Origin of the sequence: Streptomyces sp. NPDC060028 (genome assembly GCF_042736725.1) — a bacterium.
GTDB lineage: Bacteria > Actinomycetota > Actinomycetes > Streptomycetales > Streptomycetaceae > Streptomyces.
The window spans coordinates 109,610-133,239 of the sequence record NZ_JBHWVJ010000006.1; the positions used below are offsets into that span (position 1 = coordinate 109,610).

22 protein-coding genes are annotated in these 23,630 nt (G+C 72.3%); 12 read left to right on the plus strand and 10 right to left on the minus strand.

Annotated features, from left to right (window positions below):
* Positions 1-74: 74 nt before the first annotated feature.
* The 5 genes from ACFWBF_RS05370 to ACFWBF_RS05390 form a co-directional block, all read right to left on the minus strand.
* Complete coding sequence (locus ACFWBF_RS05370) at positions 75-749, minus strand: response regulator (protein WP_385595516.1); 675 nt, start codon at positions 747-749, stop codon at positions 75-77.
* Positions 737-1,861, minus strand: coding sequence for a sensor histidine kinase (locus tag ACFWBF_RS05375; RefSeq protein ID WP_385595519.1), 1,125 nt, complete (start codon positions 1,859-1,861; stop codon positions 737-739). Before ACFWBF_RS05375 ends, ACFWBF_RS05370 begins: the two co-directional genes overlap by 13 nt.
* Before the next feature lie 243 nt (positions 1,862-2,104).
* Positions 2,105-3,094 carry a hypothetical protein gene (locus ACFWBF_RS05380; protein WP_385595522.1) on the minus strand — a complete coding sequence of 330 codons (990 nt, stop codon included), beginning with the start codon at positions 3,092-3,094 and terminating at the stop codon, positions 2,105-2,107.
* Entirely contained in the window at positions 3,091-4,347 is a 1,257-nt protein-coding gene (locus ACFWBF_RS05385; protein ID WP_385595525.1) for an MFS transporter, read from the minus strand. The genes ACFWBF_RS05380 and ACFWBF_RS05385 overlap by 4 nt, the downstream gene beginning before the upstream one ends.
* Positions 4,347-5,696: a discoidin domain-containing protein gene (locus ACFWBF_RS05390; protein WP_385595528.1), complete on the minus strand. Its 1,350-nt coding sequence runs from the start codon at positions 5,694-5,696 to the stop codon at positions 4,347-4,349. The genes ACFWBF_RS05385 and ACFWBF_RS05390 overlap by 1 nt, the downstream gene beginning before the upstream one ends.
* Before the next feature lie 303 nt (positions 5,697-5,999).
* On the opposite strand from ACFWBF_RS05390, the gene ACFWBF_RS05395 reads away from it, so the two are divergent.
* From ACFWBF_RS05395 to ACFWBF_RS05410, 4 genes are all read left to right on the plus strand, one after another.
* Positions 6,000-7,493, plus strand: coding sequence for a DUF2079 domain-containing protein (locus ACFWBF_RS05395; RefSeq protein WP_385595530.1), 1,494 nt, complete (start codon positions 6,000-6,002; stop codon positions 7,491-7,493).
* Positions 7,494-7,798: 305 nt separating this feature from the next.
* Positions 7,799-9,055 carry a helix-turn-helix domain-containing protein gene (locus ACFWBF_RS05400; protein ID WP_385595533.1) on the plus strand — a complete coding sequence of 419 codons (1,257 nt, stop codon included), beginning with the start codon at positions 7,799-7,801 and terminating at the stop codon, positions 9,053-9,055.
* Between the two features lie 88 nt (positions 9,056-9,143).
* Positions 9,144-9,476, plus strand: a complete 333-nt coding sequence (locus ACFWBF_RS05405) for a hypothetical protein (RefSeq protein WP_385595536.1) — start codon at positions 9,144-9,146, stop codon at positions 9,474-9,476.
* A gap of 209 nt (positions 9,477-9,685) precedes the next feature.
* Positions 9,686-10,231, plus strand: coding sequence for a hypothetical protein (locus ACFWBF_RS05410; protein ID WP_385595539.1), 546 nt, complete (start codon positions 9,686-9,688; stop codon positions 10,229-10,231).
* Between the two features lie 268 nt (positions 10,232-10,499).
* Here ACFWBF_RS05410 and ACFWBF_RS05415 read toward each other — a convergent pair whose 3' ends face one another.
* Together ACFWBF_RS05415 and ACFWBF_RS05420 are read right to left on the minus strand one after the other, a co-directional pair.
* Entirely contained in the window at positions 10,500-11,774 is a 1,275-nt protein-coding gene (locus tag ACFWBF_RS05415) for a ricin-type beta-trefoil lectin domain protein (protein ID WP_385595541.1), read from the minus strand.
* A gap of 122 nt (positions 11,775-11,896) precedes the next feature.
* Positions 11,897-12,646, minus strand: coding sequence for a PP2C family protein-serine/threonine phosphatase (locus ACFWBF_RS05420; protein WP_385595544.1), 750 nt, complete (start codon positions 12,644-12,646; stop codon positions 11,897-11,899).
* Between the two features lie 316 nt (positions 12,647-12,962).
* On the opposite strand from ACFWBF_RS05420, the gene ACFWBF_RS05425 reads away from it, so the two are divergent.
* From ACFWBF_RS05425 to ACFWBF_RS05445, 5 genes are read left to right on the plus strand one after another with little or no spacing between them, the layout of a single operon-like run.
* On the plus strand, positions 12,963-14,558 hold the full coding sequence (locus tag ACFWBF_RS05425) for a sensor histidine kinase (RefSeq protein ID WP_385595548.1): 1,596 nt from the start codon (positions 12,963-12,965) through the stop codon (positions 14,556-14,558).
* Complete coding sequence (locus ACFWBF_RS05430; RefSeq protein ID WP_385220455.1) at positions 14,555-14,962, plus strand: roadblock/LC7 domain-containing protein; 408 nt, start codon at positions 14,555-14,557, stop codon at positions 14,960-14,962. The genes ACFWBF_RS05425 and ACFWBF_RS05430 overlap by 4 nt, the downstream gene beginning before the upstream one ends.
* A complete protein-coding gene (locus tag ACFWBF_RS05435; protein ID WP_385220458.1) occupies positions 14,959-15,321 on the plus strand; it encodes a DUF742 domain-containing protein in 363 nt (120 codons plus the stop codon). The genes ACFWBF_RS05430 and ACFWBF_RS05435 overlap by 4 nt, the downstream gene beginning before the upstream one ends.
* Positions 15,302-15,922, plus strand: a complete 621-nt coding sequence (locus ACFWBF_RS05440) for an ATP/GTP-binding protein (protein WP_385595551.1) — start codon at positions 15,302-15,304, stop codon at positions 15,920-15,922. The genes ACFWBF_RS05435 and ACFWBF_RS05440 overlap by 20 nt, the downstream gene beginning before the upstream one ends.
* Positions 15,919-17,304: a cytochrome P450 gene (locus tag ACFWBF_RS05445; protein ID WP_385595554.1), complete on the plus strand. Its 1,386-nt coding sequence runs from the start codon at positions 15,919-15,921 to the stop codon at positions 17,302-17,304. Before ACFWBF_RS05440 ends, ACFWBF_RS05445 begins: the two co-directional genes overlap by 4 nt.
* A 6-nt stretch (positions 17,305-17,310) precedes the next feature.
* Here the strand turns inward: ACFWBF_RS05445 and ACFWBF_RS05450 are convergent, their stop codons facing one another.
* Complete coding sequence (locus ACFWBF_RS05450; RefSeq protein WP_385595557.1) at positions 17,311-18,423, minus strand: hypothetical protein; 1,113 nt, start codon at positions 18,421-18,423, stop codon at positions 17,311-17,313.
* 2 nt (positions 18,424-18,425) lie between these two features.
* Entirely contained in the window at positions 18,426-19,349 is a 924-nt protein-coding gene (locus tag ACFWBF_RS05455; RefSeq protein WP_385595561.1) for an SAM-dependent methyltransferase, read from the minus strand.
* Between the two features lie 384 nt (positions 19,350-19,733).
* On the opposite strand from ACFWBF_RS05455, the gene ACFWBF_RS05460 reads away from it, so the two are divergent.
* Positions 19,734-20,999 (plus strand): serine hydrolase domain-containing protein, encoded by a 1,266-nt coding sequence (locus ACFWBF_RS05460; protein WP_385595564.1) that lies wholly within the window; start codon positions 19,734-19,736, stop codon positions 20,997-20,999.
* A 48-nt stretch (positions 21,000-21,047) separates the two neighbouring features.
* Here the strand turns inward: ACFWBF_RS05460 and ACFWBF_RS05465 are convergent, their stop codons facing one another.
* Positions 21,048-21,560 (minus strand): universal stress protein, encoded by a 513-nt coding sequence (locus ACFWBF_RS05465; RefSeq protein ID WP_385595567.1) that lies wholly within the window; start codon positions 21,558-21,560, stop codon positions 21,048-21,050.
* Between the two features lie 307 nt (positions 21,561-21,867).
* Here ACFWBF_RS05465 and ACFWBF_RS05470 point away from each other — a divergent pair, with 307 nt between their 5' ends.
* Together ACFWBF_RS05470 and lysA are read left to right on the plus strand one after the other, a co-directional pair.
* A complete protein-coding gene (locus ACFWBF_RS05470) occupies positions 21,868-22,227 on the plus strand; it encodes an SAV_915 family protein (RefSeq protein WP_385595570.1) in 360 nt (119 codons plus the stop codon).
* Positions 22,224-23,558 carry a diaminopimelate decarboxylase gene (gene lysA / locus ACFWBF_RS05475; RefSeq protein WP_385595573.1) on the plus strand — a complete coding sequence of 445 codons (1,335 nt, stop codon included), beginning with the start codon at positions 22,224-22,226 and terminating at the stop codon, positions 23,556-23,558. Before ACFWBF_RS05470 ends, lysA begins: the two co-directional genes overlap by 4 nt.
* Positions 23,559-23,630: the final 72 nt, after the last annotated feature.

Genomic DNA, 23,630 nt, shown 5'->3' on the forward strand with positions numbered 1-23,630 from the left:
GGCGGCCGCTGCCTGTAGCCGCCCGTTTGGGGGGCTTGCGCCGAGTTGTCGGCCCGGGTCGTCGGCCCGGCTTGTCAGCCCCCCTCGAGGCTGTCCTCGCGTACCCTCCGGGCCAGGTCGAGCTTCGTGTGGGTGGGTCGGCCCGCCTGCTGGTACTTGGCCTTGACCCGGTCCAGGTAGTCCTTGGCCGTGTGGACCGTGATGCCCGCGCGCCGGGCGGCCGATTTGAGGGTCATGCCGGACGCGTAGTCGAGCAGGATCTGCCGTTCCCGGGGGGCGAGCCGGGGGCGGGCCGGGCCGCTGTCGTAGGCGCAGGCGAAGGCGAGTTCGGCGGAGTGGGCGCCCCGGCCCGCCGCGACGTCCTGGATGGCGGCGACCAGCGTCGGCAGGCCGTTGTCCTTGGTCAGGTAGCCGTCGGCGCCCGCCTGGAGGGACTCGATGATCCGGGAGCGGTCCGGCACGGTGCTGATCACCAGGACGCGGCTCCCGGAGCCCCGCAGCCGCCGGATGTTGTCGGCGGGTGCGGAGCCGTCCCGCAGGAGGAGGTCGAGCAGGACGACGTCGGGCGGCGCCCCTCCCGACTGGTGCGGCTCGCGTGGCAGTTCCGCGTCCGGCTCGCCGAGGAGTGCCCCGACCGTGGCCGCGGTCGCCACCAGCCGCAGCTCCGGCACCCCGCCCAGCCAGGCCCGCATCCCGTCGAGGAGCATCCGGTCGTCGTCGACCACCGCGACGGTGATCACGCGGGCCATCTCAGCTCCACCCGTACGCCCTCGCCGGGGGCGGTGTCCACGCTCGCCCGGCCGCCCGCCTGCGCCATCCGGCCGTGGACCGAGCCGCGCAGCCCGAGGCCGGGCACGTACCGCTCGGGGTCGAAGCCGGGCCCCCGGTCGACCACGGTGACGACGGCTCCCCCGGGCCGGTCGGGGTCGTGCGTCGCGGTGAGGTAGGCGTGTCCGGTGCCGGCGTGCCGCCGTACGTTGTTCAGGGCCTCGCGGACGGCGTCGGCGAATGCGGCGGCGACATGGGGAGGCACCTTCGGGAGGTCGTGGTACTGGGTGGTGACCCGCAGTTGCAGGCTCTCCACGGAGCCGACCGCCTCCTCCAGGGCCGCACCGATCTCCCGGTGGGGGACCTCGGCGGCGGTCTGCTGGATCAGCCGGCGCAGGTACGCGGCCTCGCGCGCGCACCGCTCGCGCACCGCGGGGGCGTTGGCGTCGACCCCGCCGGCGGCGAGGGTGGTCAGCGTGGCGAGGACGGTGTCGTGCAGCGCCCGGTGGTGCTCCAGCCGCTCGGCGTAGCGCGCCTTGTGCGTCTCGGCGCCCAGGGCCCGGGCGTTGGCGTCGTCGAGCAGGCGGCCCTGCCGGCGCAGGTACCACCAGAAGACCCAGGCCATCACGGCCGATGACAGCACCGAGTTGACGTGGCCCACGACCGCGGGGCTCGCTCCCACCAGCTGGTAGCCGACGAGGTGGGCCGCCACGAGGAGCGCGAGCGCGGCGAGGGCCTGGACCCGTTCGAGGGCGATGGACGCGGCGGCGCTCGCCGATCCGCCGAGCAGCATCGCCCACTCGAGCGAGGCGGGCTCGCGCGCACCGCCCCACGTACAGAGGACGAACGGCAGCGCGCACCCGGTGACCAGGACGTCCGCCCAGATGTGCCGCGGGTCGAACCAGCCGCGGCGCAGGGCCGCGCCGTAGCCCAGGACGCTCAGGCCCAGGGCCACGGCGAGCCCGGCGTACTGGGCGGCAACGACCCGCTGGTGCTGGACGACCGCCAGTACGCCGGCCGTCAGATGGCTCGCCCGGTAGAGCATGGTGGCCAGGATCATGAAGGACTGGGCGCGCTGGCGCCCCGACCCCACCCCTGGCGCCCCCCGCAGTGCCTGTAATCGCGGTATCGCCGACAATCCGGCTGACAACCCCACTGATAACCCCATGGAAACCACGCCTCCCCGCACCGGCGGCACCGCGGGATCCCAGACGTCATCCCGTGCGGAACGGGGGTTGGGGCCACGCTGCCCACCCATGGTCATTGACGTCTCGTATTTTGCCGCAGCGGGGATCGGGCGTCTGTCCGATGGCGGCCAGGTGGCGGCCCATTCCGGTCAGTTCACGGCGGCGGGTGACGAGCCGCCGGGTACGAGGAGGCGGGGCTCGGCCGTCCCGTCCGCCGGAACCGACCAGATGTCGCTCGCGCGCCCGCCCTGTCCCGGCAGGGCGTAGCCGACGGTCGTGTCGTCCAGCCACGCCGCCTGGTCGTCGACGCTGCGGGACTCGGCGAGCGGGTGTTCGCGCATGTCCGCCAGTTCGAGGACGTACAGCCGCCAGGGCGCGGCGGGGTCCTCTGAGACCTTCTTCTTGAAGGCGATGCGGGTGTTGTCCGGTGACAGCGACGGGCATTCGGCGTTCTCGCGCAGGGCCTTCGCCGACCAGTTCCGCAGATCGCCCTCGACGAGGTGGGTGCGGCCCTTGGTCGACACCGTGGCGTAGAAGCGATTGTCGTCGCGGGCGAAGGTCACTCCCCAGTAGTTGACGTCGGGGGCGTGGTAGCGGGACCCGTCGATGGTCAGCGGGATCTCCTCCATCGACTTGATCAGGTAGCCGGTGCGCAGGTCCATGATGGACGTCCGGGTGGAGAAGGCGGAGGTGGCGTAGGAGTCGCCGGTCGCGAAGGCCGTCCATGACAGCAGGTTCCCCGAGGCCGAGACGCGGGCCCGGTTGGGGATGCCGGGGACGGTCACGCGGTTGATCTCGCGCAGCTGCCGGTCGAGTACGAGGGCCTGGGTGCGGGCCGGGATGCCGGGCAGCTTGCGCAGGCACAGGACGCGGTCCCCCGCGGTGTGGAAGCGGTCGCAGGCAGGGCCTCCCGTCGCGCGCGGTCCGCCGGCGCCGCTTTGGCGGCCGACCAGCCCGGTGGCCGAGTCGCGGAAGTAGAGCCCGGGTGCGGCGAAGCTGAACGAGCCGTCCGCACGGGCCTGTCGGGACGGCAGGTCACGATGTCTGGCGTGCAGTACGTAACCCAGGGAGCCGCCCGCGAGAAGGAGCACGCAGGCCACGACGAGGGTGAGGCGCAGTTGCTGCGGACGGGGTTTCACGGTGCCTCCGGGGCGTCGAGGGCGGGCGGCGGGGCGGGCAGGATGCGCCAGGCGGCCGCGAGCGCCCCGGCCAGCGCGAAGGCCGCCGTCCACAGGGCGGGCCCCTGCCCCCAGAAGGTCCAGGCGGCCCCGAAGCCGGCCGCGCCGAGGAGCCGGGCCAGCGCCTGGCCGGTCTGGAGCACCGCGAGCCCGCCCGCCCGGCCGTGCGCGGGCAGTACGGGGCCGGCCAGCGCCATCAGGACGCCGTCGGTGGAGGCGTAGAAGACGGCCAGGAGTCCCAGTACCACCACCACGGTCGGCCAGGCGACGGGGACGAGCAGCACGGCGTAGGCGCCGAGCAGCGCGGCGTGCCCGAGCAGGAAGGGCAGCCGGCGCCCGGTGCGGTCGGCGGCCCGGCCCACCGGGACGGCGAGCAGCAGATAGCCGGCTGCGGCGCCGAGCGGCAGCAGCGGGAACAGGGCGGGCGGCAGGTCGAGCCCGCGCTGGATCAGCAGGTAGAGGAAGGAGTCGCCGATGGTGGCGGCCCCGAGCAGGGACGCGGCGTACAGGACCCGGCGGAAGGCCGGGTCCCGAAGTGGCGTTCGCCGCGGCGGGGTCGACGTCGCGGTTGGCGGGACGGCCGTGCCGGGGGCGACGGCCGGGACGTACAGGACGAGCAGGAGCACGCCGAGCAGGCCCGTGCAGAAGCTGACGGCGAACACCGCGTCGTAGGCGTCGGCGGTCGCCCACAGCACGGCGAAGGCGGCGAGGGGGCCGAGGAGCGCGCCGGTGGTGTCCATGGCCCGGTGCACGCCGAAGGCCCGGCCGAGCGTCTCCGGCGGGCCGCTGAGCGAGATCAGGGCGTCGCGCGGGGCGGTGCGGACGCCCTTGCCGAGGCGGTCGGCGGCGAGGGAGGCGGCGATCGCGGCGGTGGCGCCTCCGGCGAGGAGCAGCCCGAGCCGGGAGAGCGCGGAGAGCAGGTAGCCGGCGCCGGCGACCCGCTTGTGCCGGCCGCCGCGGTCGGCGAGCCGGCCGCCGAGGAGCCGCACGAGCGCGGTCGCGCCGTTGAACATGCCGTCCAGGAAGCCGAACTGGAGGGGTGAGAGGCCGAGGCCCAGTACGAGGTAGAGCGGCAGCACCGCCGCGACCATCTCGGAGGAGACGTCGGTGACGAGGCTGACCGCGCCGAGCGCGAAGACGGTGGCGGGGACGCGCCGCCGGGCCCCTGGGGTGCGGGGCGGCGCGTCCGGGCGGCCGGTGTTGGCCAGGTACATCAGTGGCAGCTGTACTTCGGGCTCGTGTCCTTGACCTGCCCGTCGCTGCCGACGTAGGTCCATCCGTAGCCCGAGTCGGTGAACTCCAGCTTCAGGACCCCGTATTGGCCGCTGATGCGCTTTTGGCTGTTGGGCTGGACCTGCTCGATCGGGTAGGGCTCGGCGCCGCCCATACCGCCGACGATCTCCACGATCCCGTCGGCGGCCGCCTTGCCGTCGGGGTTCTGCGGGGCGAACCGCTCGTAGTGGTGGTCGTGCCCGTTGAGGACGAGGTCGGCCTTGGCTCCGTACAGGATCTTCCAGACCGGCTTGGAGACCGGGTCGTTGCCGTGCCCGCCCGACGAGTACAGCGGGTGGTGCCAGTAGGCGGCTATGCACTGCTTGCCGTTGGCGGCGAGGTCGGCCTTGAGCCAGTCGATCTGGGCGGCCTGGTCGAAGGAGTTGGAGTCGAGGGCGATGAAGTGCCAGTTGCCCTCGTCGAAGCTGTAGTAGCTCTTGCCCTGCGGGTAGGCGATGTTCCCGAAGTACGCCTTGTATCCGGAGAGCGGCCCGGCCGGGTCGTAGGTCTCGTGGTTGCCGGGCACGGGACGGGTCTTGGCCTTGAAGGCGCCCCAGGTCTTGTCGTAATAGGTGCGGAAGTCGGCGAGCCGGGCGTCGTCGTACTGGTTGTCGCCCATCGTCAGGTAGAACTTCGGGTCGATCTGCCGGGCGAGCGCGGCGGTCTTCGGGTGCGCGCAGCCACTGTCCGAGGCGGTGCACTGGGCGGCGATGTCACCGGCGGCGACCACCGTGAAGGCGCCGCCGGGGGGCGGCCCGCCGTCGACGGCGCCGTACACCTCGGCCTCGAAGAGCGAGTAGCCGTACGCCGTGCCGCGCGCGGTGCCGTACACGCGCAGGTACCTGCCCTTGCCGGACAGGCCGGTCCAGTCGTCGGTGCCGCCGTTGCCGGCCTTCTCCTCTGCGATCGGGGTCCAGGTCGCCCCGTCCGCGGACACCTCGACGCGGTAGGCCTTGGCGTACGCGGCCTCCCAGGTCAGCTTGACCCGGGAGACGGTGGCGGTGGCGCCGAGGTCGACTCGGATCCACTGTGGATCCTTGCCCTCGGCGCTGGCCCAGCGGGTCGCGGGGGCACCGTCGAAGGCCTGGGCGGCGCCGAGCGAGGAGCTCTCGGAGGAGGAGGCGGTGGCGGGTTTGCCGCGTGAGATGAGCGGGTCGGCGGCGGCTCCGGCCCGTCCGGGCCAGGCGAGGAGGAGACCGCCGACGAGCGCGAGCACCGCGGTGACGACGAGGAGGGCGGGGTGAAGTCCGCCGCGGGACGTTGGGGGTTGGGTGGAGGTGTTCAGGCGCATACCTGGACTCCTTGGCGGGGGGCGACGAGAGCTGGACACCGGTGCGGGACACCACCACCCCGACCGGGGAGCGGGCAGGGGGCAGTGTCACGGCGGCCGGGTCAGAGCTCTCGCTGAGCGCGTCATGCCCGGGGATCGGGCACCGCGCCAAGCCGCCGACGGGGAGCGTAGCGGACAGGAAAGTTTCCTACCAGTGGTTGGACCCGACCTGTCGTCCGCATCCACGAGGAACCGCGGCGGGCGGGCTACGATCGACAGTCGCCGCCCCCGCCCGTCCCTTCATCCGACCGACCATGGGTAGACATGTCGATACATTCGGGCCTCGAGCGTCCGCACCAGGACTCCCCCGCACGCCCCGGCCCGCGCACGAGCGTGCGCGTGCGGGCGCGGGCCCGCGAGGCAGCCCTCCCCGCGGCCGTGGTCGCCGCGCTCTTCGTCTTCTACACCGTGTTCTCGGTCCGCCGTCACTCCCTGATGCTCACCACCGGCTATGACCTGGGCATCTTCGAGCAGGCGGTCCGTTCGTACGCCGCGGGGCACTGGCCGGTCGCCTCGTTGAAGGGGCCCGGCTACAACCTCCTCGGGGACCACTTCAGCCCGATCAACGCGACGCTGGCGCCCTTCTACCGGATCTGGCCGTCGGCGCTCACGCTTCTCGTCGCCCAGGCGTTCCTGTTCGCGCTGGCGGCGTACCCGCTGTGCCGGTGGGCCCGGCGCGCGGTCGGCAGGGCCGCCGCGATCACGGTCGGTTTCGCGTACGGCGCGTCCTGGGGGATCGCGTCGGCGGTGGTGTTCGACTTCCACGAGATCGCCTTCGCCGTGCCGTTGCTGGCCTTCTCACTGGCCGCGCTCGGGGAGCGCAGGTGGCGCGCGGCCGTCTGGTGGGCGCTGCCGCTGGTCCTCGTCAAGGAGGACCTCGGATTCACGCTGGCCGCGATCGGCCTGTACATCGCCTGGTACGGCCCCCGGCGGCTCGGCCTGGCGACGGCGGTGTTCGGGGTCGCGGCCTCCCTCGTGGAGATGTTCGTCGTCCTCGCGTCCGTCAACCAGAACGGTTACACCTACACGGAGTCCCTCGGCGGCGACGGGTCGGCCGGGACCGGCGTCGCCGTGGAGCGCCTCCTTGCGCTGCCCCTGCAACTGGTGTGGCCCGAGCCCAAGGTCCACACGCTGCTCTTCCTGGCCGCCATCACGGGGTTCATGGCCTTGCGCTCCCCGATGGTGCTGCTGTGCCTGCCCACGCTGGGCTGGCGGTTCGTCTCCGACAACGCGTCCTACTGGGAGACGAGGTTCCACTACAGCGCCGTGCTGATGCCGATCGTCTTCGCGGCCTTCATCGACGTGCTGGCCCGCCGTCGGCGCGCCGCCGAGGGGGGTGACGCGGAGGTCCGCAAGGCGGCCAGGACCTCGCAGCGGGCCTCGCTCGGGATCACCGCGGCGGTCGCGCTGATCGTCCTCCCGCTCTTCCCGTACCGGCAGTTCCCCGACCTGTTCACGGCCGATCCGCACGTCACGGCGGCGCGTTCGGTCCTCGCCGTCATCCCCGACGGGGCGAGCGTGACGGCGTCGAACCGCTTCGTACCGCAGCTCACCGGTCGCTGCGACGTGACCGTCCTCGGCTACCCGGACATGAGGCCGCGGTACACGGCCCAGTGGATCATCAGCGACACCAAGGCCCCGTCCGGCTGGCCGATGTCGGCCGAAGGCGAGTCGGCGGCCCTCGACGAGGCCCTGGCCCAGGGCTACCGGATCGTGACGGAGCAGGACGGCGTGGTCCTGCTGGAACGCTCGGCGTAGGCCGGGAAGGTCGTCCTACGGGTAGCTGACCAGGTTGGCCACGTTGGTGGACGAATCGGAGGGGCCGGGAGCCGCCCCTGTCCTTGATGACGCGGCGGAAGGTCCCGGCGCCGCCAACCCGGAAGAAGACGTCGTGCAGGGAGGTGGGGTTCGCTGAGTGCTTCGCGGCGGCCCCGGCATCGAGCACAACGCCCCCTCGAATTCGCCGAGCGGGAGGGGGCGTTTTCGTGCATCCAGGGGCGCACGAGAAAGGCCCTGCCCCCTACGCTGGTCAGTGTCGAGCTGCACAACGAAGGGGCAAGGCCGTGTCATCTGATGCTACCCCCGACCCGTACGACAACCCCGTGGCGTTCGGGCAACGTGTCCAGATCTACCGCAACCGCCGGGGCATGACCCGCGAGCAACTGGCCGGCCTCCTCGGCCACCATCCCTCGTGGGTCAAGAAGGTCGAGACCGGCACGATAGGAATGCCGCGACTGCCGGAGATCCTCCGCATCGCCGAAGTCCTGCGCGTCCGCCGCCTGAACGACCTCGTGGGTGACATCGGCGCCGAACCGCACACCGACCTGTTCCTGGGCCCCGGCCACGACCGGCTTCCTGCGGTACGGGCGGCGCTGTCCACCTACCCGGCGCCCGGCACCCGCGAGGCGCCGTCCCGAGAGTTCCTGCGCGCCGCACTGGATGCGGCCTGGGCAGCCCGCCACGAGGCGCCGAACCACCGCGCCGTCCTGGGCGACCTGCTGCCCGGGCTGATTCGCGACGCGCAACTCGCCGTACGGCAGGCCGAGTCAGCAGCCGACCGACGCTCTGCACTGGCGCTTCAGGCCGAGACGTTCTTCCTCGCCCAGTTCTTCGTCGCCTACCAACCAGACCCGTCCCTGCTGTGGCGGGTGGCCGAGCGCGGAATGGCCGCGGCGCAGGAGTCCGAAGATCCCCACGCGATCGGCGTGGCGGCCTGGCTGTCGGCGCAGGCGCACCGTGATTCGGGGCCGGGGCACTACGACGAGGCTGACGACGTGGTGATGCAGGCCCTCCGGCTGCTGGAGCCCGGACTCGCCGATGCTTCCCTCGATGTACAGGCCATCACCGGCGCGCTGCGCGCCGAGGCGGGTCTGACGGCGGCGAAGCGCCGCGACACGGGCACCGCGTGGGGATGGTGGGACCGTGCGGGCGGCATCTCCCGGCATCTCCCGGCCTCGTACTTCCACCGGGTGACCTCCTTCGGCCGGGCTGTGATGGGCGCGCACGGCGTCACGGTGGCCGTCGAACTGCGGGCCGGCGGTGAGTCCGTGCGGCAGGCGAACCGGGCCGAGGCCGAGGCGATTGCGTCGCGGCCGCGGCGGGCCCGGCATCGGATTGAGCAGGCGCGCGCCTACTACCTCGACGGCCAGCAGGAGACCGCGCTAACCACGCTGGAGCAGGCGCATGCGGCCGCGCCGGAGACGATCCGCTACAACGGGTACGCCCGGTCGATCCTCCTGGAGGAGACCTCGTCGCGGCTTTCCGAGCGGCGGCAGAGAGCCAGCCGGTTGGCTGTCGACATCGGCCTCTTGGCCGCATAGGGAAGGGGCCCAAACCGGGCCCCTGCTTCGTTCCTGCCACCCCTACCGTCGTCTCACCACCCACTGACGACGGTAGGGAGCACGCGCCGTGACCAAAGCCCCCGAGGACCTCATCGCGAGAGCCCTCGTACCGTACGGAGACCGCCCCGACGCGGTACAGGTCGCCCGTCTCGTCGATGACCTGCTGACCGCCGGCCTCCAGACGGGCTACAAGCGGCATGCCGTGCCGGAGGCGGAGCAGTCCCACGCGCTCAAAGCCGCCGTGCGGGAGTGGTGCGACCTGGTGCGGACCGGGCCCAGGTCTGACACCGGCAATCCGAACTGGGACTTCGCCCGCGCGCTCGCCCGAAACCTCCAGAGACTCGTCGCCGCCCTGCCGCAGCAGCAGCAGCAGCAGCAGCAGCCGACCGTGTCGCCGTGAGCGAACTGCAGGGCCAGGCCCTGTACGTCCTGAGCGTCCTGGCCGTGCTCGGCGCGATCGCCATCGCCATCATCCGCCCCTGAGACTCCCGGTCGTCGGCGCGTCGGCGTGCACGCAGGCGACCGTGCCTCCCACCCCGGCCCCGGCGACCCCCTTCACGGCGTCCGGGACGGGCCACGCACCACTCGACCGCACACCGAGGAGAAGACATGGCCTGCAAGAGCAAGCCCGCAGGACCGCCCCCGCCCTGCTCCACCGGCGGGCCGGTCACCGACACGACGTCCACCATGACGCTGGCCGTCAAGCCGAGCAGTGTCCGCTCGCTGCTCAGCGACGCCCAGTTCAACGACGTGATGCACACGGTTCTCGACAACAACCCGGGCATGGAACCCGGCCTCGCCGGCAACATCCTCGTCGACGCTTTGGCGTTCCTCGCCGCTGCGGCCGTCGCCCCGGGCGCTGGTCTCGTGCCGTCCCGCGTCGTCGACGAGGGCTGGCACGCACTCATCTTGCACACCGGGCTGTACCAGTCGCTCTGCGCCCGGCTCGGCGGCTTCATCCACCACGTGCCGGAGCGCCCCGACCCGGGCCAGCGCTGGCATGGGGACATCGAGCGGACCGTCGCCGCGATCGAGGCAGCCGGCTACGCCGATGTCGTCGAGGCCATGCGCGCGGTTCGGTACGCGCAGACCCCGGACCGGCAAGGTCCCACGGTGGTCCGGGGGTTCGTCGTGGCGGAGCCTGACGCGAGCTGACCTGCACCACCAGCCCCGGCCGGGCCCCCTTCCGGCCGGGGCTACTCCCTGACCAACTGCGCGCTGGACGTCTGGACATGGCCGGCAGCCCAGCGGTACGCCGATCGCGTCCGCGATCGGGATCAGGGTGTCGAGGAGCGGTGAGGCTTGCCCTAGCTCGAAGCGGCTTGGGGGGTGGCTGCCTGGGTGGGCTGGACGGCGGTGAGGACCAAGGCGGCCGCCGTGCCGAGTACGCCGTGCACCGTGCGGAGGCGAAGGGGTCGTGGGGTCATCGGGTGAGCGTCCACTTCTGGTTGGCGGCTCCGGTGCAGGTCCAGATCTGCAGCCGGGTGCCGTTGGCCGAGCTGTTGCCGGTGACGTCGAGGCACTTGTTCGCCTGTGGGTTGACGATGTCCCGGGTGGCCGGGACGGCCCATTGCTGGGCCGCCGTGCCGTTGCAGTCCCACAACTGCACCTTCGTACCGTCGGCCGTGCCACCGGACGCCACGTCCAGGCACTTGCCCAGCGCCCGGATCGTGCCGTCGGACCCCGCGGACCAGCTCTGCGCGGCCGTGCCGTTGCAGTCGTAGAGCTGTACGGCAGTCCCGTTCGCGGTGGCCGCCCCCGCCACGTCGGCGCACTTGCCGCCGAGGCCGGTGACGGCACCGCCGCCGGCGGGCGGGGCGGGGTCGGTGGTGACCCGGACGTAGTCGACCAGGAGCTGCTGGGGGAAGGCCGTGGTGCCGTCGGGGTCGCCGGGCCAGTAGCCGCCGACCGCGAGGTTGAGGATCACGAAGAAGGGCTTGTCGAAGACCCACTGCCGGCCGCCGAGGTCGGCGGGGGTGCGCCGCTGGTAGACGGCGCCGTCGACGGACCAGGTGACGGCGTTCGGGCTCCAGTCGACGGCGAAGGTGTGGAAGGCGTCGGCGAAGGCCTGGCCACCGGGCAGGGTGTACCCGGCGCCGATGCCGCCGGAGCCGGAGTACCCGGGACCGTGCAGGGTGCCGTGGACGGTGGACGGTTCGAAGCCCACGTTCTCCATGACGTCGATCTCGCCCGAGGCGGGCCATCCGACCTGGCCGATGTCCTGGCCCAGCATCCAGAACGCCGGCCACATGCCCTGCCCGCGCGGGATCTTCATCCGGGCCTCGACGCGTCCGTACGTCGTGGTGAACCGGCCGGAGGTGTTCAGCCGGGCGGAGGTGTACTCGCACCTGCCGTACCAGCACTGGTGGTTGTCGGGGTTCTCCCGGCGGGCGGTGATGGCCAGATGGCCCTGGCCGTCGAGCGCGGCGTTGCGGTTGCCCGCGGTGTAGTACTGCCGCTCGTGGTTGTTGACGTTGTCGCCCGTCTCGATCTGCCACTTCCCGCCGTCGACGGCGGAGCCCGCGGGCCCGTCGAACTCGTCGGAGAACGTGACGGCGGCCGACGCGGCCGTGACGGCAGCAGGGGCGGGGGTGTGGGCCGCGGACACGCCCCGGGCCAGTCCGGTGGACAGCGACGCGAGGGTGAGTACCGAGGCCAGAGACAGCAGCAGGCGGCGAGATAAGCGTGGGGAGTCCATGACTCTCCCTTCTGGGAACATGACGCGAGCCCTACTTAGTTCACTGCGTGATTTAAGAAGTGAACAAATTCCCTGTCAAGGGTTGCGTCAGCATCCATGTCATGAAGGCGGGGCCTCGGCGCCTATCCGACGTCGTCGCCGATCCGCACCAGTGCGAGCGTGATGTTGTCCGGACCCCCGGCCTCGATCGCGGCCTTCCACAGCGCGAAGGCGGCCCTGCCGTCCTCGCCCGCCCGCAGCAGGGCGTCGATCTCCTCGTCGGGCACGGGATCGGTCAGCCCGTCGCTGCACACCAGGTAGCGGTCGCCCACGGACAGCGTGCGGGTCGCCACATGGGGGGTCACCGCGCCGAACGCCCGGCTGCCGCCGAGGGTCTGCGTGACGGCCGACGTGGTGCGCTGCCCCGGCGCCGGGGGCGGGCTGTCGTCCACGCTCACCTGACGAAGTCCACCCGGCGCCGCGTCGTACACCTTGCTGTCGCCGACGTTGAACACCAGCAGCGAATCGGCCAGGACGAGGACGCCCGCGACCGTGGTTCCCATGGCGGTCAGCTCCGGGTGGCCCCGGGCCGCCGAGTACACCTCGTCATTGCACAGGTCCACAGCGTCACGAAGGGCGCTCGCACCGTCGAGCGAATGACCCAGCGAGGAGAGCCGGCGTACGACCAGGGCACTGGCCACTTCACCGGCCGGGTGCCCGCCGAGCCCGTCGGCGACCGCCACGACGAGCGGTCGGCCCAGCGGGAACACGAGGGTCTGGGGATTGTCGGTCACGGTCGCGCACAGGGTCCACGGTCCGATGACGAGACTGTCCTCGTTGTGCTCGCGGACCAGCCCGGCATGGCTCAAGGCGGTCACGGCTACGTACGGCACCCCTCCATTGTCGCGCCGATGCGGCGGCGACGGCGGACCGTCGGGAATCAGCCGAAACGGCGAGGGCCGGCCCGGTCGCGGACCGGCTTGCGACGCGGGCGCCCGGAGGGGCCCGACGGGCCCTGGAGGCGCGTACGACGGAACCGGCCGGTCCGGACGACAGGACGGGGGAGCACTCATTTCAGGACAGGACGCATTACCTGAACTCTGTTGGCCGGTCCGCATCATGACCTGTTGTCAAGACACGTGCACGGAACCGATAAGATCCCGGGCTGTTGTCCAATGATCTTTCGTTTTCGATCGTTTGAGGGTTCTGATGGTTCGAGAGGGATCGTCGCCCGGGGGTACGGGGCCCAGCTCACCCGTCGCGTGGGCGCTGCCCGTCCTGGTGACCGCCGCGGTCGCGGTGGCCGCCGTGGCCGTGGTCTCCGCACCCGCCCGCACCCCGGTGGCCTGGATCGGAGCCGCGGCGTTCGTCGCGGTCGCCCTGGCTTGCGGTGAGGCCGCCCGGCGCGGCAAGGCGGTGGCAGCGCTGCGAGCCACGGTCGCCGCGCAGGAGGCGACGCTGTCGCGACAGCAGGCCGAGACCGTCCGGCTGGCCGAGACGCTGCTGCCCGACGTCGTGGAGCGGCTGCGCAAGGGTGAGTTCCCCGAGGACGTGCTGGCCTCCCTGGAGGACCCCGGCCGCCACCAGCCCGGCCTGACCACGGAGTTCAGGAACGCCCACCACGCGGTGCTGCGCTCCGTACTCGACGCCGTGGTCGCGGAAGAGGACCTGCGCGACTCCGCACAGCGCGCCTTCGTGAACATCGCCCGCCGCGTGCAGGCGATCGTCCACCAACAGGCCCAGGAACTGCGCGAGATGGAGGACCGGCACGGCCAGACCCCGGCCGTCTTCGGCGACCTGCTGCGCCTCGACCACGGCACCGCGCTCATCGGCCGGCTCGCCGACTCCATCGCCGTCCTCGGCGGTGCGCGGCCGGGCCGCCAGTGGAGCAAGGCCGTGCCGCTGTACAGCGTGCTGCGCGGCGCCATGTCCCGGATCATCGACTACCAGCGCGTGGAGCTCCACTCCGTCTCGCAGGTCGCCGTCATCGGCCCCGCGGTCGAGCCGCTCATCCACGCACTGGCCGAGCTCCTGGACAACGCCACCCGCTACTCCCCGCCGCAGACGAAGGTCCATCTGACCGCCGTCGACGTGAACTCGGGCATCGCCATCGAGATCGAGGACGGCGGCCTGAGCATGAGCGAGGAGGCCCGCAAGCGGGCCGAGCGCATGCTGCGCCAGGCGCAGGAGGGCATCGACCTCACCGACCTGGGCGAGACGCCGCGCCTGGGCCTGGCCGTGGTCGGCCGGCTCGCGCAGGCGTACAACTTCCGCGTGTCGCTGCGTTCTTCGGCGTACGGCGGCGTGCGCGCCGTGCTGGTCGTCCCGCAGGACCTGATCACCACCGTCACGACCGCGACCGGTGTCGCCCACGGCATCGGCACCTCCTCGGGGCCCCGGGCGGCCCTGGAACCGGCCGCCCCGGACCGGGCGAACCATGTGGACCGGGCGGACCGGGCGGACCTGGCGGACCGGGCGCAGCCGATGCCGCGCCCGGCGACCGGCCCGCAGCCACCGGCCGCCACGGACGAGGACGAGGCCCCCGCCGTGACCGAGCGGACCCCGAACGGGCTGCCTCAGCGGCGCCGCAAGACCCGCGCCACGGCGCCCGCCGAGGCCGCCGCCGCCCAGCCGGCCGCCGCCTCGGTCCCGGAGCAGGCCGAAGCGCAGCCGGGCCTGTGGCTGGCCGCCTTCCAGAGCGGCCTGTCCGGGGACGGGGACGACGCGGACGGGGACAGCCAGACCACTGCAGGGCAGAACACAGACGTCTCGCCGGTCTCGGCGGGCAAGGGGGAGCAGCCATGAGTCAGCAGCAGACCAATATGGACTGGATGCTCAAGGACCTGGCCGAGAGCGTTCCGCAGACCCGGCACGTCATCGTGCTCTCCGCCGACGGCCTGCGGATGGCCCAGTACGGCGCGGAGACCGACACGGCCGACCGGCTCGCCGCCGCCTGCGCCGGACTGCAGAGCCTCGCCGGCGCCGTCGCCTCCGAACTCCCGCACAGCAAGGGCCGGATGCGACTGGTCGTGATCGAGATGGACGGCGGGTTCTTCTACCTGATGGCGGCCGGCGCCGGTGCCTATCTCGCGGTACTGGCCGACGAGGGCGTCGACGCCGGGCTGATGGGCCAGCGCATGCGCGACCTGGTGGCGCGGATCGGAGAGCACCTCAGCAGTCCGCCGCGCAGCGACAGGCAGACCGCGTGAGCGACCCCGGGGGCCGCGACTGGGAGGACGGCATCCCCGAGCGGCTCTACGTCATCACGGGCGGTCGCAGCGGGCCGTTAGTACCCACCGACCTCGACCTGGTCACGCTGATCGTCGCCAGGTCCGGGCCCCGGCCCGGTATGCAGCCGGAGCACGCGGCGATCATGCGGCTGTGCCAGGCACCGCTGTCGGTGGCCGAGATCTCCGCGTACCTCGGTCTTCCGGTCAGCGTGGTCACCGTACTGCTCGACGATCTGCTCACCGCGGGCCAGGTGCTCTCTCGCGCACCCGTCACCCGCGCCCAACTCCCCGACCTGGCATTGATTGAGGCAGTGATCGATGGACTTCGAAAGCTCTGAGCTGCCCGCGGGGCCGCGGCGCGAGGACGTACTGCCGGCCACGGCCGCCGCTGCGGTCAAGGTGGTGATCGTGGGCGGTTTCGGGGTCGGCAAGACGACCCTGGTCGGCGCGGTGAGCGAGATCCGGCCCCTGACCACCGAGGAGACGATGACCCAGGCCGGTGTCGGCGTCGACGACACCGCGGGCGTGGAGCGCAAGAGCTCCACCACCGTGGCCATGGACTTCGGCCGGATCAGCATCAACGAGGAACTGGTGCTGTACCTCTTCGGCACCCCCGGCCAGCAGCGCTTCTGGTTCCTGTGGCACGGCCTGTTCGAGGGCGCGCTGGGCGCGGTGGTCCTGGTCGACACCCGCCGGCTGGAGGTCAGCTTCGATGTGATCGGCCGGCTGGAGGAGCGCGGGGTGCCGTTCGTGGTCGCCGTCAACTCCTTCCCCGACGCGCCCGAGCACTCCCTCGAGGAGCTGCGCGGCGCCCTCGACCTGCCCGCTGCCGTACCGCTGGTCGTCTGCGACGCCCGGCGGCGCGACTCCAGCCGTGACGTACTGATGACGCTGATGCGCTACCTGCACTCCCTCGCCGTGACCCCGGAGACATCGTGAGCACTCCCCCGAACCCGGCCGCCCCTCCCCCGGGCTGCCCCGCGCACCGGCTCTACGGCCCCGAGGCCGAGGCCGACCCCATGGGCCTGTACGAGAAGCTGCGCGCCGAGCACGGCACCGTGGCCCCCGTCCTCGTCCAGGGCGACCTGCCGGCCTGGCTGGTGCTCGGCCACCGCGAGAACCTGGACGTGGCGCGCACGCCGTCCCGCTTCTCCCGTGACCCGCGCCGCTGGCGCGACATGCAGGAGGGCAAGGTCCCGGCGGACCACCCGCTGACGCCGATGACGGCTTGGCAGCCGGTGTGCCATCTCGTCGAGGGGCCGGAGCACGAGCGGCTGCGCGGCGCCCTGACCGAGTCACTCGTACGTTTCGACCGCCGAGGCGTGCGCCGGTTCGTGAACCGGTTCGCCCATCAGCTGATCGATGCGTTCGTCGACGACGGCAAGGGCGATCTCGTCGCGTCCTTCGCCGAGCCGCTGCCGATGCTCGTGATGACCCAGCTCGTCGGCGCGCCCGAATCGTACGGACCGCGGCTGGTGGACTCCGCCCGCGACATGCTCCGGGGCACCGAGACCGCCGTGGCGAGCAACGAGTACGTCACGGCCACCCTGCGGGAACTCGTGGAGCGCAAGCGGGCGGTGCCCGCCCGCGACTTCACCAGCTGGCTCCTGGAGCACCCCACGGAGCTCACCGATGACGAGGTGGTCGAGCACCTGCGGCTGGTGATGATCGCGGCGTTCGAGTCGACCGCCAACCTGATCGCGAACACCCTGCGCCTGGTACTCACCGACCGCCGGTTCCGCGCGAACCTCTCCGGCGGCCACATGACACTGCCCGACGCGCTGGAGCAGGTCCTGTGGGACGAGCCCCCGTTCACGACGATCCTGGGACGCTGGGCCACGGGTGACACCGAGCTGGGCGGCGCGCGGATCAAGGCCGGCGACATGCTGCTGCTGGGTCTCGCCGCGGGGAACGTCGACCCGGACATCCGTCCCGACCTGTCGCTGCCCGTCCACGGCAACCGCTCGCACCTGTCCTTCAGCAGCGGTCCCCACGAATGCCCCGGGCAGGACATCGGCCGGGCCATCGCGGACACCGGCATCGACACCCTGCTGACCCGGCTGCCCGACCTGGAGCTGGCGATCCCCGAGGATCAACTGCGGTGGACCTCCTCGCTGATGTCGCGCCACCTGGTGGCGCTCCCGGTGCGCTTCACCCCGCGGGGCAGCACGGTCACCGGGTCCACACCGGTACCCGGGGCACGTTCGGCGGCGGAGCCGGTGCCCGCGCCCGTGCCCACTCCGGCCGCCCCCGCCCCCGTTCCCGGGGAACGGCCGTCGGTCAGGGTCTCGTGGTGGGCGCGCCTGCGGGGGCGCCGCTGAGCCGGGCTACGAGCCGTCGAGCTGCTGCCACCACCAGGCGAGAGCCGGGACCGGCGGCGGCTCGACGCTCGGATCGCTGGGCGCGTCGCTCCAGGTGATGTCGAACGAAGCCCCGTCGACGGGGAGTTCGTTGCGGTTGCGCGGACTGGCGTAGCGCGGGGCCCGGTTGTGGTATTCGGTGTCGCCCGCGATCCAGTGCTCCAGCGATTCGAGGTAGCGGCCCAGCTGCTCGCCGGCGTCCCTGCCGAGCTGTTCGCGCAGCCGTACGAACAGGGTCACCGTCCGGTCCCGCAGGGCGTAGGAGGCGGGGAGCGCCTCGGCGGGCGTGCAGCCGTGGTGCCGGGCCAGCACGTTGACGAGGTTCTGCTCCCACGGCTCCTGGTGGTCGTCCTTGTTGTACGAGAACAGGTCGTTGTCGCAGCTGACGATGAACCCGGCGGCGTCGGTCAGGGCCTGGACCGGGGCGGAGTACAGCTCGTCGCCCGGTACGTCGATCCCGTTCGCCACGTCGCACCAGGTGAGGGTGAAGCGGGTGCCGTTGCTCGAGATCCGCTTGGCGGCGAAGTCGTTGAGGCTCGGCATGATGCCCCGCTCGGCGTTGGCCGTCTGCCACGTGGCCCCGAACACCCAGTCGCGGATGCCCTCGGTGAAGCGCCGCAGCTGGAGGGGGGTGAGCATGGCCCGGGTGCGGGCCACCAGGTCCTCCAGCGCCGCGGTGTGCGGTCCCTGCGGGAGCAGGCCGGAGCCGGGGGCCTCGACCGTGCGGATCAGGCGGGCGCCGTGGTCCGCGACGGAGGCCGTGCGCGCCGCGCTGGTGTCGGAGTCCTGCCAGTCGTCGGTGGCGAAGGCCCAGTAGTTCCACTGGGTGAAGAGCAGCATAGTCTCGACGTCGCCGTAGGGGATGATCCTGCCGGTGAACTCGGCGCTGCGGGTGGCCAGCCCCCAGGCGCGCTCCACGGCGTCCGGGTAGAGGCCGTGCGCGTCGATCCAGGCGATCGCCCGTTCTTCGAGCTCGGCCACCTTGGGGTGGATCAGATCCCGCTCGAACGGGCAGTAGAAGGGCGGCAGCCGCCAACCGATGCGGGAAGGATGCGCGTCCTCGCGGTACACGGGAGCCATGATCAGTTGCCCCCGCCCAGCCGGAACAGCAACAGCCGGGTCTCCAGGGCGTGGTCGCGCCATATCCGGAACAGCTTGCCGTGCGTGATCGTGGATTCCTGCAGACGTTCGCGCGACCAGGCGGACGCGCCGCCCGGGGCGGCGGGGCCGCGCTCGACGCGGTCCAGCTCGGCCGTGTTCCAGGCCATGGACTGCACCCAGAACTCGGCGACCCGGTCGGTGACGTCCTCGTCCTGCTCCAGCTCGAACCCGGCGGCCTCGGCGGCGGCTATGTACTCGGTGAGGGTGCCCAGGCGCGTCTTGTAGTAGCCGTCGATGAACCCGGTCCACTCGGGGCGGCAGACGAAGTGCTCCTGGATCCCGAACCAGCCGCCCGGCTTCAGGGCCTTGGCGACCACCTGGAAGAGCCGCTCGCGGTCCATGTAGCCGGAGCTCTCATTGGCGTACGCGGCGTCGTAGCGCCGCGCGGTGGTGAAGTCGTGGACGTCGGCGAGCAGCGGGGTGACCCGGTCGGACACCCCGGCCAGGCGGGCGAAGTCGGCGATGACGGGGACGTGGTCCGGCGTGACCGTGAGGCCGGTGACGCTCGCGCCGTGCTCCTGCGCCCAGTACAGCGAACCGCCGCCGACCCCGCAGCCGATGTCGAGGACCCGGGCGGGCGGGTTGGCGTACGCCCCCCAGGTCCGGGCCGCGTGCTCGACTATCGCCTCCTGGGACTCGACGATGCGGCGCTTGAGCACCCGCTGGGAGACGGTGGTGTTCGGAGTCGCCCCCTGGGCGAAGAGCCCTACGTGGAAGTGGACGCGCGGTCCGGGCCCGTACTTGTGGAGGATGTCGGCCGTCTTGCGTCTGTAGTAGAGCGGCACTTGGGTCTCATCGAACGCCTGGCCACCAGTGGGGGGCTGGATGACAAGGTTGCTGTCCATCGGTTCTCCGGTCTTGCGGTCACGTGGGGATGTTTCTCGGCCGCCCCACTCTGCCCATGAGCGATCGATAAAACGCTTCAACCACTTGAGTCTTGAGCATAGTCACAGCTGAAACGATCACATTTCAGGCACAGTTGACCGATCGACACCCATCAGAAGTGGCTGCCGAACCGTCGGGGCAGGAGGACGGGTGCGACTGCCGAAGCGGTACGTGGCACGTCAGACTGACCCCTCTCACCGACACTCCGTCCTCGTCGGAACATCTAAACTCTTGATCGTTCCGGCTGTCGGGGGGTCGTCTCCCGGGATGACTCGGCTGCCGCGGACGCGTCGTATCCGGTACCCCATGAACCGAATGAGTCGAGGAAATACGTGCTCCTGCCCATGAACCGACGTATCGCCGTCAGCGCCGCCCTGCTCGCCGTGGTGGCCGGGGTGGCGCCGGCCACCGCCGCCCAGGCCGCGCCGACCCTGCCCGCCGGGGCCGCACAGACCGCGGCGCCGGCCCTGCCGGCGCCCGATCTCGAGGGCCTGGTCCAGGCGTTGACGAACACGACCGCCGCCGGGGCGCCGGGCGCGATGGCTCGCATCAGCGGCCCCGAGGGCGTCCAGACCAAGACCGTGGGCGTAAGCGACAAGACCACGGGCGCGGCCATGGACACCAAGGCGCGCTTCCGGATCGGCAGCATCACCAAGACGTTCTCGACCGTCGTCCTGCTGCAGCTGGTCAACGAGAAGAAGATCGATCTGGACACGTCGGTCAACCACTACCTGCCGGGTCTGCTGCCCGACGACCGGATCACCGTGCGCCACCTGCTGACCCACCGCAGCGGGCTGGCGGACTACACGAATGCCATGTTCGCCCAGACCGTTCCCGGTTTCGAGGCCGTGCGCAACAAGGTGTTCAGCTACCAGGAGCTGGTCAAGCTCTCGCTGAGCGAGCCGCGCACCACCGAGCCCGGCGTGTCGTACAAGTACTCGAACGCCAACTTCGTCGTCGTCGGCATGCTCATCGAGAAGGCCACCGGCCAGCCGGTGGCCACGGAGTACGACCGCCGCATCATCAAGCCGCTCGAGCTGAAGAACACCTCCTACGTGCACCCCGGGACGAAGATCTCCGGCCTGCACATCCACGGCTACCTCACCCCGGACGAGGCCGGCGCCCCGCTGGTCGACTCCACCGAGCAGACGGTGTCCTGGGCGCAGTCGGCCGGCGCGATGATCTCGAACCCGGGTGACCTCAACGTCTTCATGTCCGCGCTCCTGCGCGGCCGGCTGCTGCCGGCGAAGCAGCTGGACGCCATGCTGACGATGACCCCCACCGACACGACCAACACCCGCTTCTACGGGCTGGGTCTGCGCCGCTACGACCTCTCGTGCACGTCCGTCTACGGGCACACGGGCACCGTGCAGGGCTTCTACAGCTACGTCTTCACCACCCGCGACGGGGTGCGCAACCTGACCGCGATGGCGAACACCTCGAACCGCGGCCAGGCGAACACGGCCCTGGGCGGCACGCTCGAAGCGGCCTTCTGCGGCAAGAAGCCCGCGGCGGCGACGACCGCGCGCGGCCTCTCGGCCCAGGACGCCCCGGCCTCCGCGGCGCTGGCCCCGGCCGAGGTCGACCTGCCGGAGCGCAACGCGCGCTGACGCGACGGCTGCCGCCGCCGGCCTCGGGCCCGCGGCGGCGAACCCGCCCTACGGCGCCAACTCCCGGGCGTCCAGCGGCAGGTGCCACAGATTGCGCCGGCGTACGGCGTCCAGCTCGGCCTGGAGCGGTGGCGGGGGCACCGTCAGCACCGGGCAGGCCGCGTGCGCCAGGCAGTAGCGGGCCACCGAGGGCCGGACCAGGCGCCGCAGCGGCGCACGGGACCCGGTGCCCACCACCAGGAGGTCGTCGCGGCCCCGGGCGGCGTCCACGAGCGCCGCGCCCGGGGTCGCCCGTACGGTCACCCCGGCGAGCGCGGCGCCCGGCGGCTCGGCGCCGAAGGCCAGGTCCAGGAGCCGGCGCAGCCGCTCCACCGCCGCGCCGCGGCACCGCGCGAGCACCGGGGCGTCGCAGGAGCCGCGGCTGCCGAGTCCGCCTCCGGGCGCCTGCCAGGCCATGACGGCCCACAGCTGCGCGTCGCGCACCCGGGCCTCGGCGGCGGCCCGGTGCAATGCGGCCAGACTTCCCGGCGTTCCGCTGACGCCGACCACGACTCTGCGCACGACCCGTTTCCTCTCCCCTGTCCCGTCCTGACGGTTCCCATGGAAGGGCCGACCAGCGTGGCGCGGACGGTTCCTGACGGCCCTTTGACACCCGGCACGGCTTCCCTTGCGCCGTCTTGACGCGGCGCCGGACCCGTCCGGCGCCGGCCGTCAGCGAGGCGTATGGACTCGGCCGCCCGGCGTATGGGACCCGTCAGGGGATGCAGACCGGCGGGCGGCGCCGGGGATAGCTTCGGCGGCACGCCCCGGACTGCCTCCCCGCAGCCGGGGCGCCGATCTCCGGACTTGGTTCCTCTGGGAGGGCCCCATGTGTTTGGTCCAGTACGCCGACGACCCCGAGCCTGAAGAACGCTTCCCGGCCGGGCCCCTGTACGTGCCGGTCCGGCCGGGCGGAGCGCGGGTGACGGTACGGATGTTCCGCACCCCGCTCGGAGCTCGTACCGCCGTCGGCTTCACCAGCGAGGGACGGCTCGCCGCCACGCTCGGCGCGGCGCAGCCGTGGATCCGTCTCTCGCAGGCCGCGCTGCGCTCGTTGGCCGAGCCGCTCGGGGCGGCCACGGTGACCGTCGACCCGACGCTCACCGCGCCCGCGGTCACCCCGGGCCCGGTCGCGGCCGTCCCGGGGGCCGAGATCCCCGTACCGCAGGCCACCGGGCTGACGCGATGACCGTCACCCTGCTCTCCGGGATCTCGGCCGAGTCCGACGACCTGTCGATCTGGCCCGCCTCCACGACCCGGCTCCCGCACGGCGGTCTGGCGGTCGCCGGGGTGTCCCTGGCCGAGCTGGCCGAGCGGTTCGACACCCCGGTCTACGTCCTGGACGAGGGTGAGGTGCGCGAGCGCTGCCGCACCTACCGCGCCGCCTTCCCCGAAGCCGATGTGCTCTACGCCGCCAAGGCGTTCCTCTCCCGCGCGATGGTCCGCTGGGTCCGGGAGGAGGGGCTGGGCCTGGACGTCTGCTCCGCCGGGGAGCTGGAGCTCGCCGTCACGGCCGGCTTCCCGCCCGAGCGCATCGTGCTGCACGGCAACGCCAAATCACCGTGCGACCTCGCGAGCGCGCTGCGCCTCGGCGTGGGGCGGATCGTCATCGACAGCGCGTCCGAGATCGCCCGGATCGCAGCCGCGGTCGGCCCCACGGGACACCAGAAGGTGATGGTGCGGGTGGTGCCGGGGGTGTCGGCCGGCGGCCACGACAAGATCCGCACCGGGACGGACGGACAGAAGTTCGGCCTGTCCCTCACCGACGGGTCGGCGCAGCACGCGGTTGCCCGGATCCTCGGCCAGCCGCAGCTCGAACTGGTCGGCCTGCACTGCCACATCGGCTCCCAGATCACCGACGGCAAGCCGTACGTCACGGCCGTGCGCCGGATGGTGGGCCTGCTGGCCCGGCTGCGCGACGCGCACGGCGTCACCCTCCCCGAGCTGGACCTCGGCGGCGGGCACGGCATCGCGTACCGGCCCGGCGAGCCCGCCCTCGACCTGCCCGGGTTCGCCCGGCGGCTGTACGCCGAGCTGACCGGGAGCTGCGCCGCGGCGGGGCTGCCGGTGCCGCGGCTCGCCGTCGAGCCGGGCCGGGCGATCGCGGGCCCGGCGGGGGTCGCCGTGTACCGGGTGCTCGCCGTCAAGCGCACGGGCGAGAAGGTGTTCGTCGCCGTCGACGGCGGCATGAGCGACAATCCGCGGCCCGCCCTGTACGGGGTGCGCTACGCGCCCCGGCTGGTCGGCCGCCGCTCGGCCGCCGCACCTCGTACCGCCACGGTCGTGGGCCGGCACTGCGAGGCCGGGGACATCCTGGCCGCCGATGTCGAACTGCCCGGCGACATCCACCCCGGAGACCTGCTCGCCGTGCCGGTGGCGGGTGCGTATCACTTGTCCATGGCCTCCGGCTACAACCTGGTGGGGCGCCCGCCGGTCGTCGCGGTCCACGAGGGAGCGGCGCGCCTGCTGGTGCGGCGCGAGACGCCGGCCGATTTCCGCCACCGCGACGTGGGCGACTGAGCGCGGCCGTCCGGGTCGGCCGGGTTGGCGGATCCGACGATCCATCAGGTCATCTGTCCCGGACTATTGACT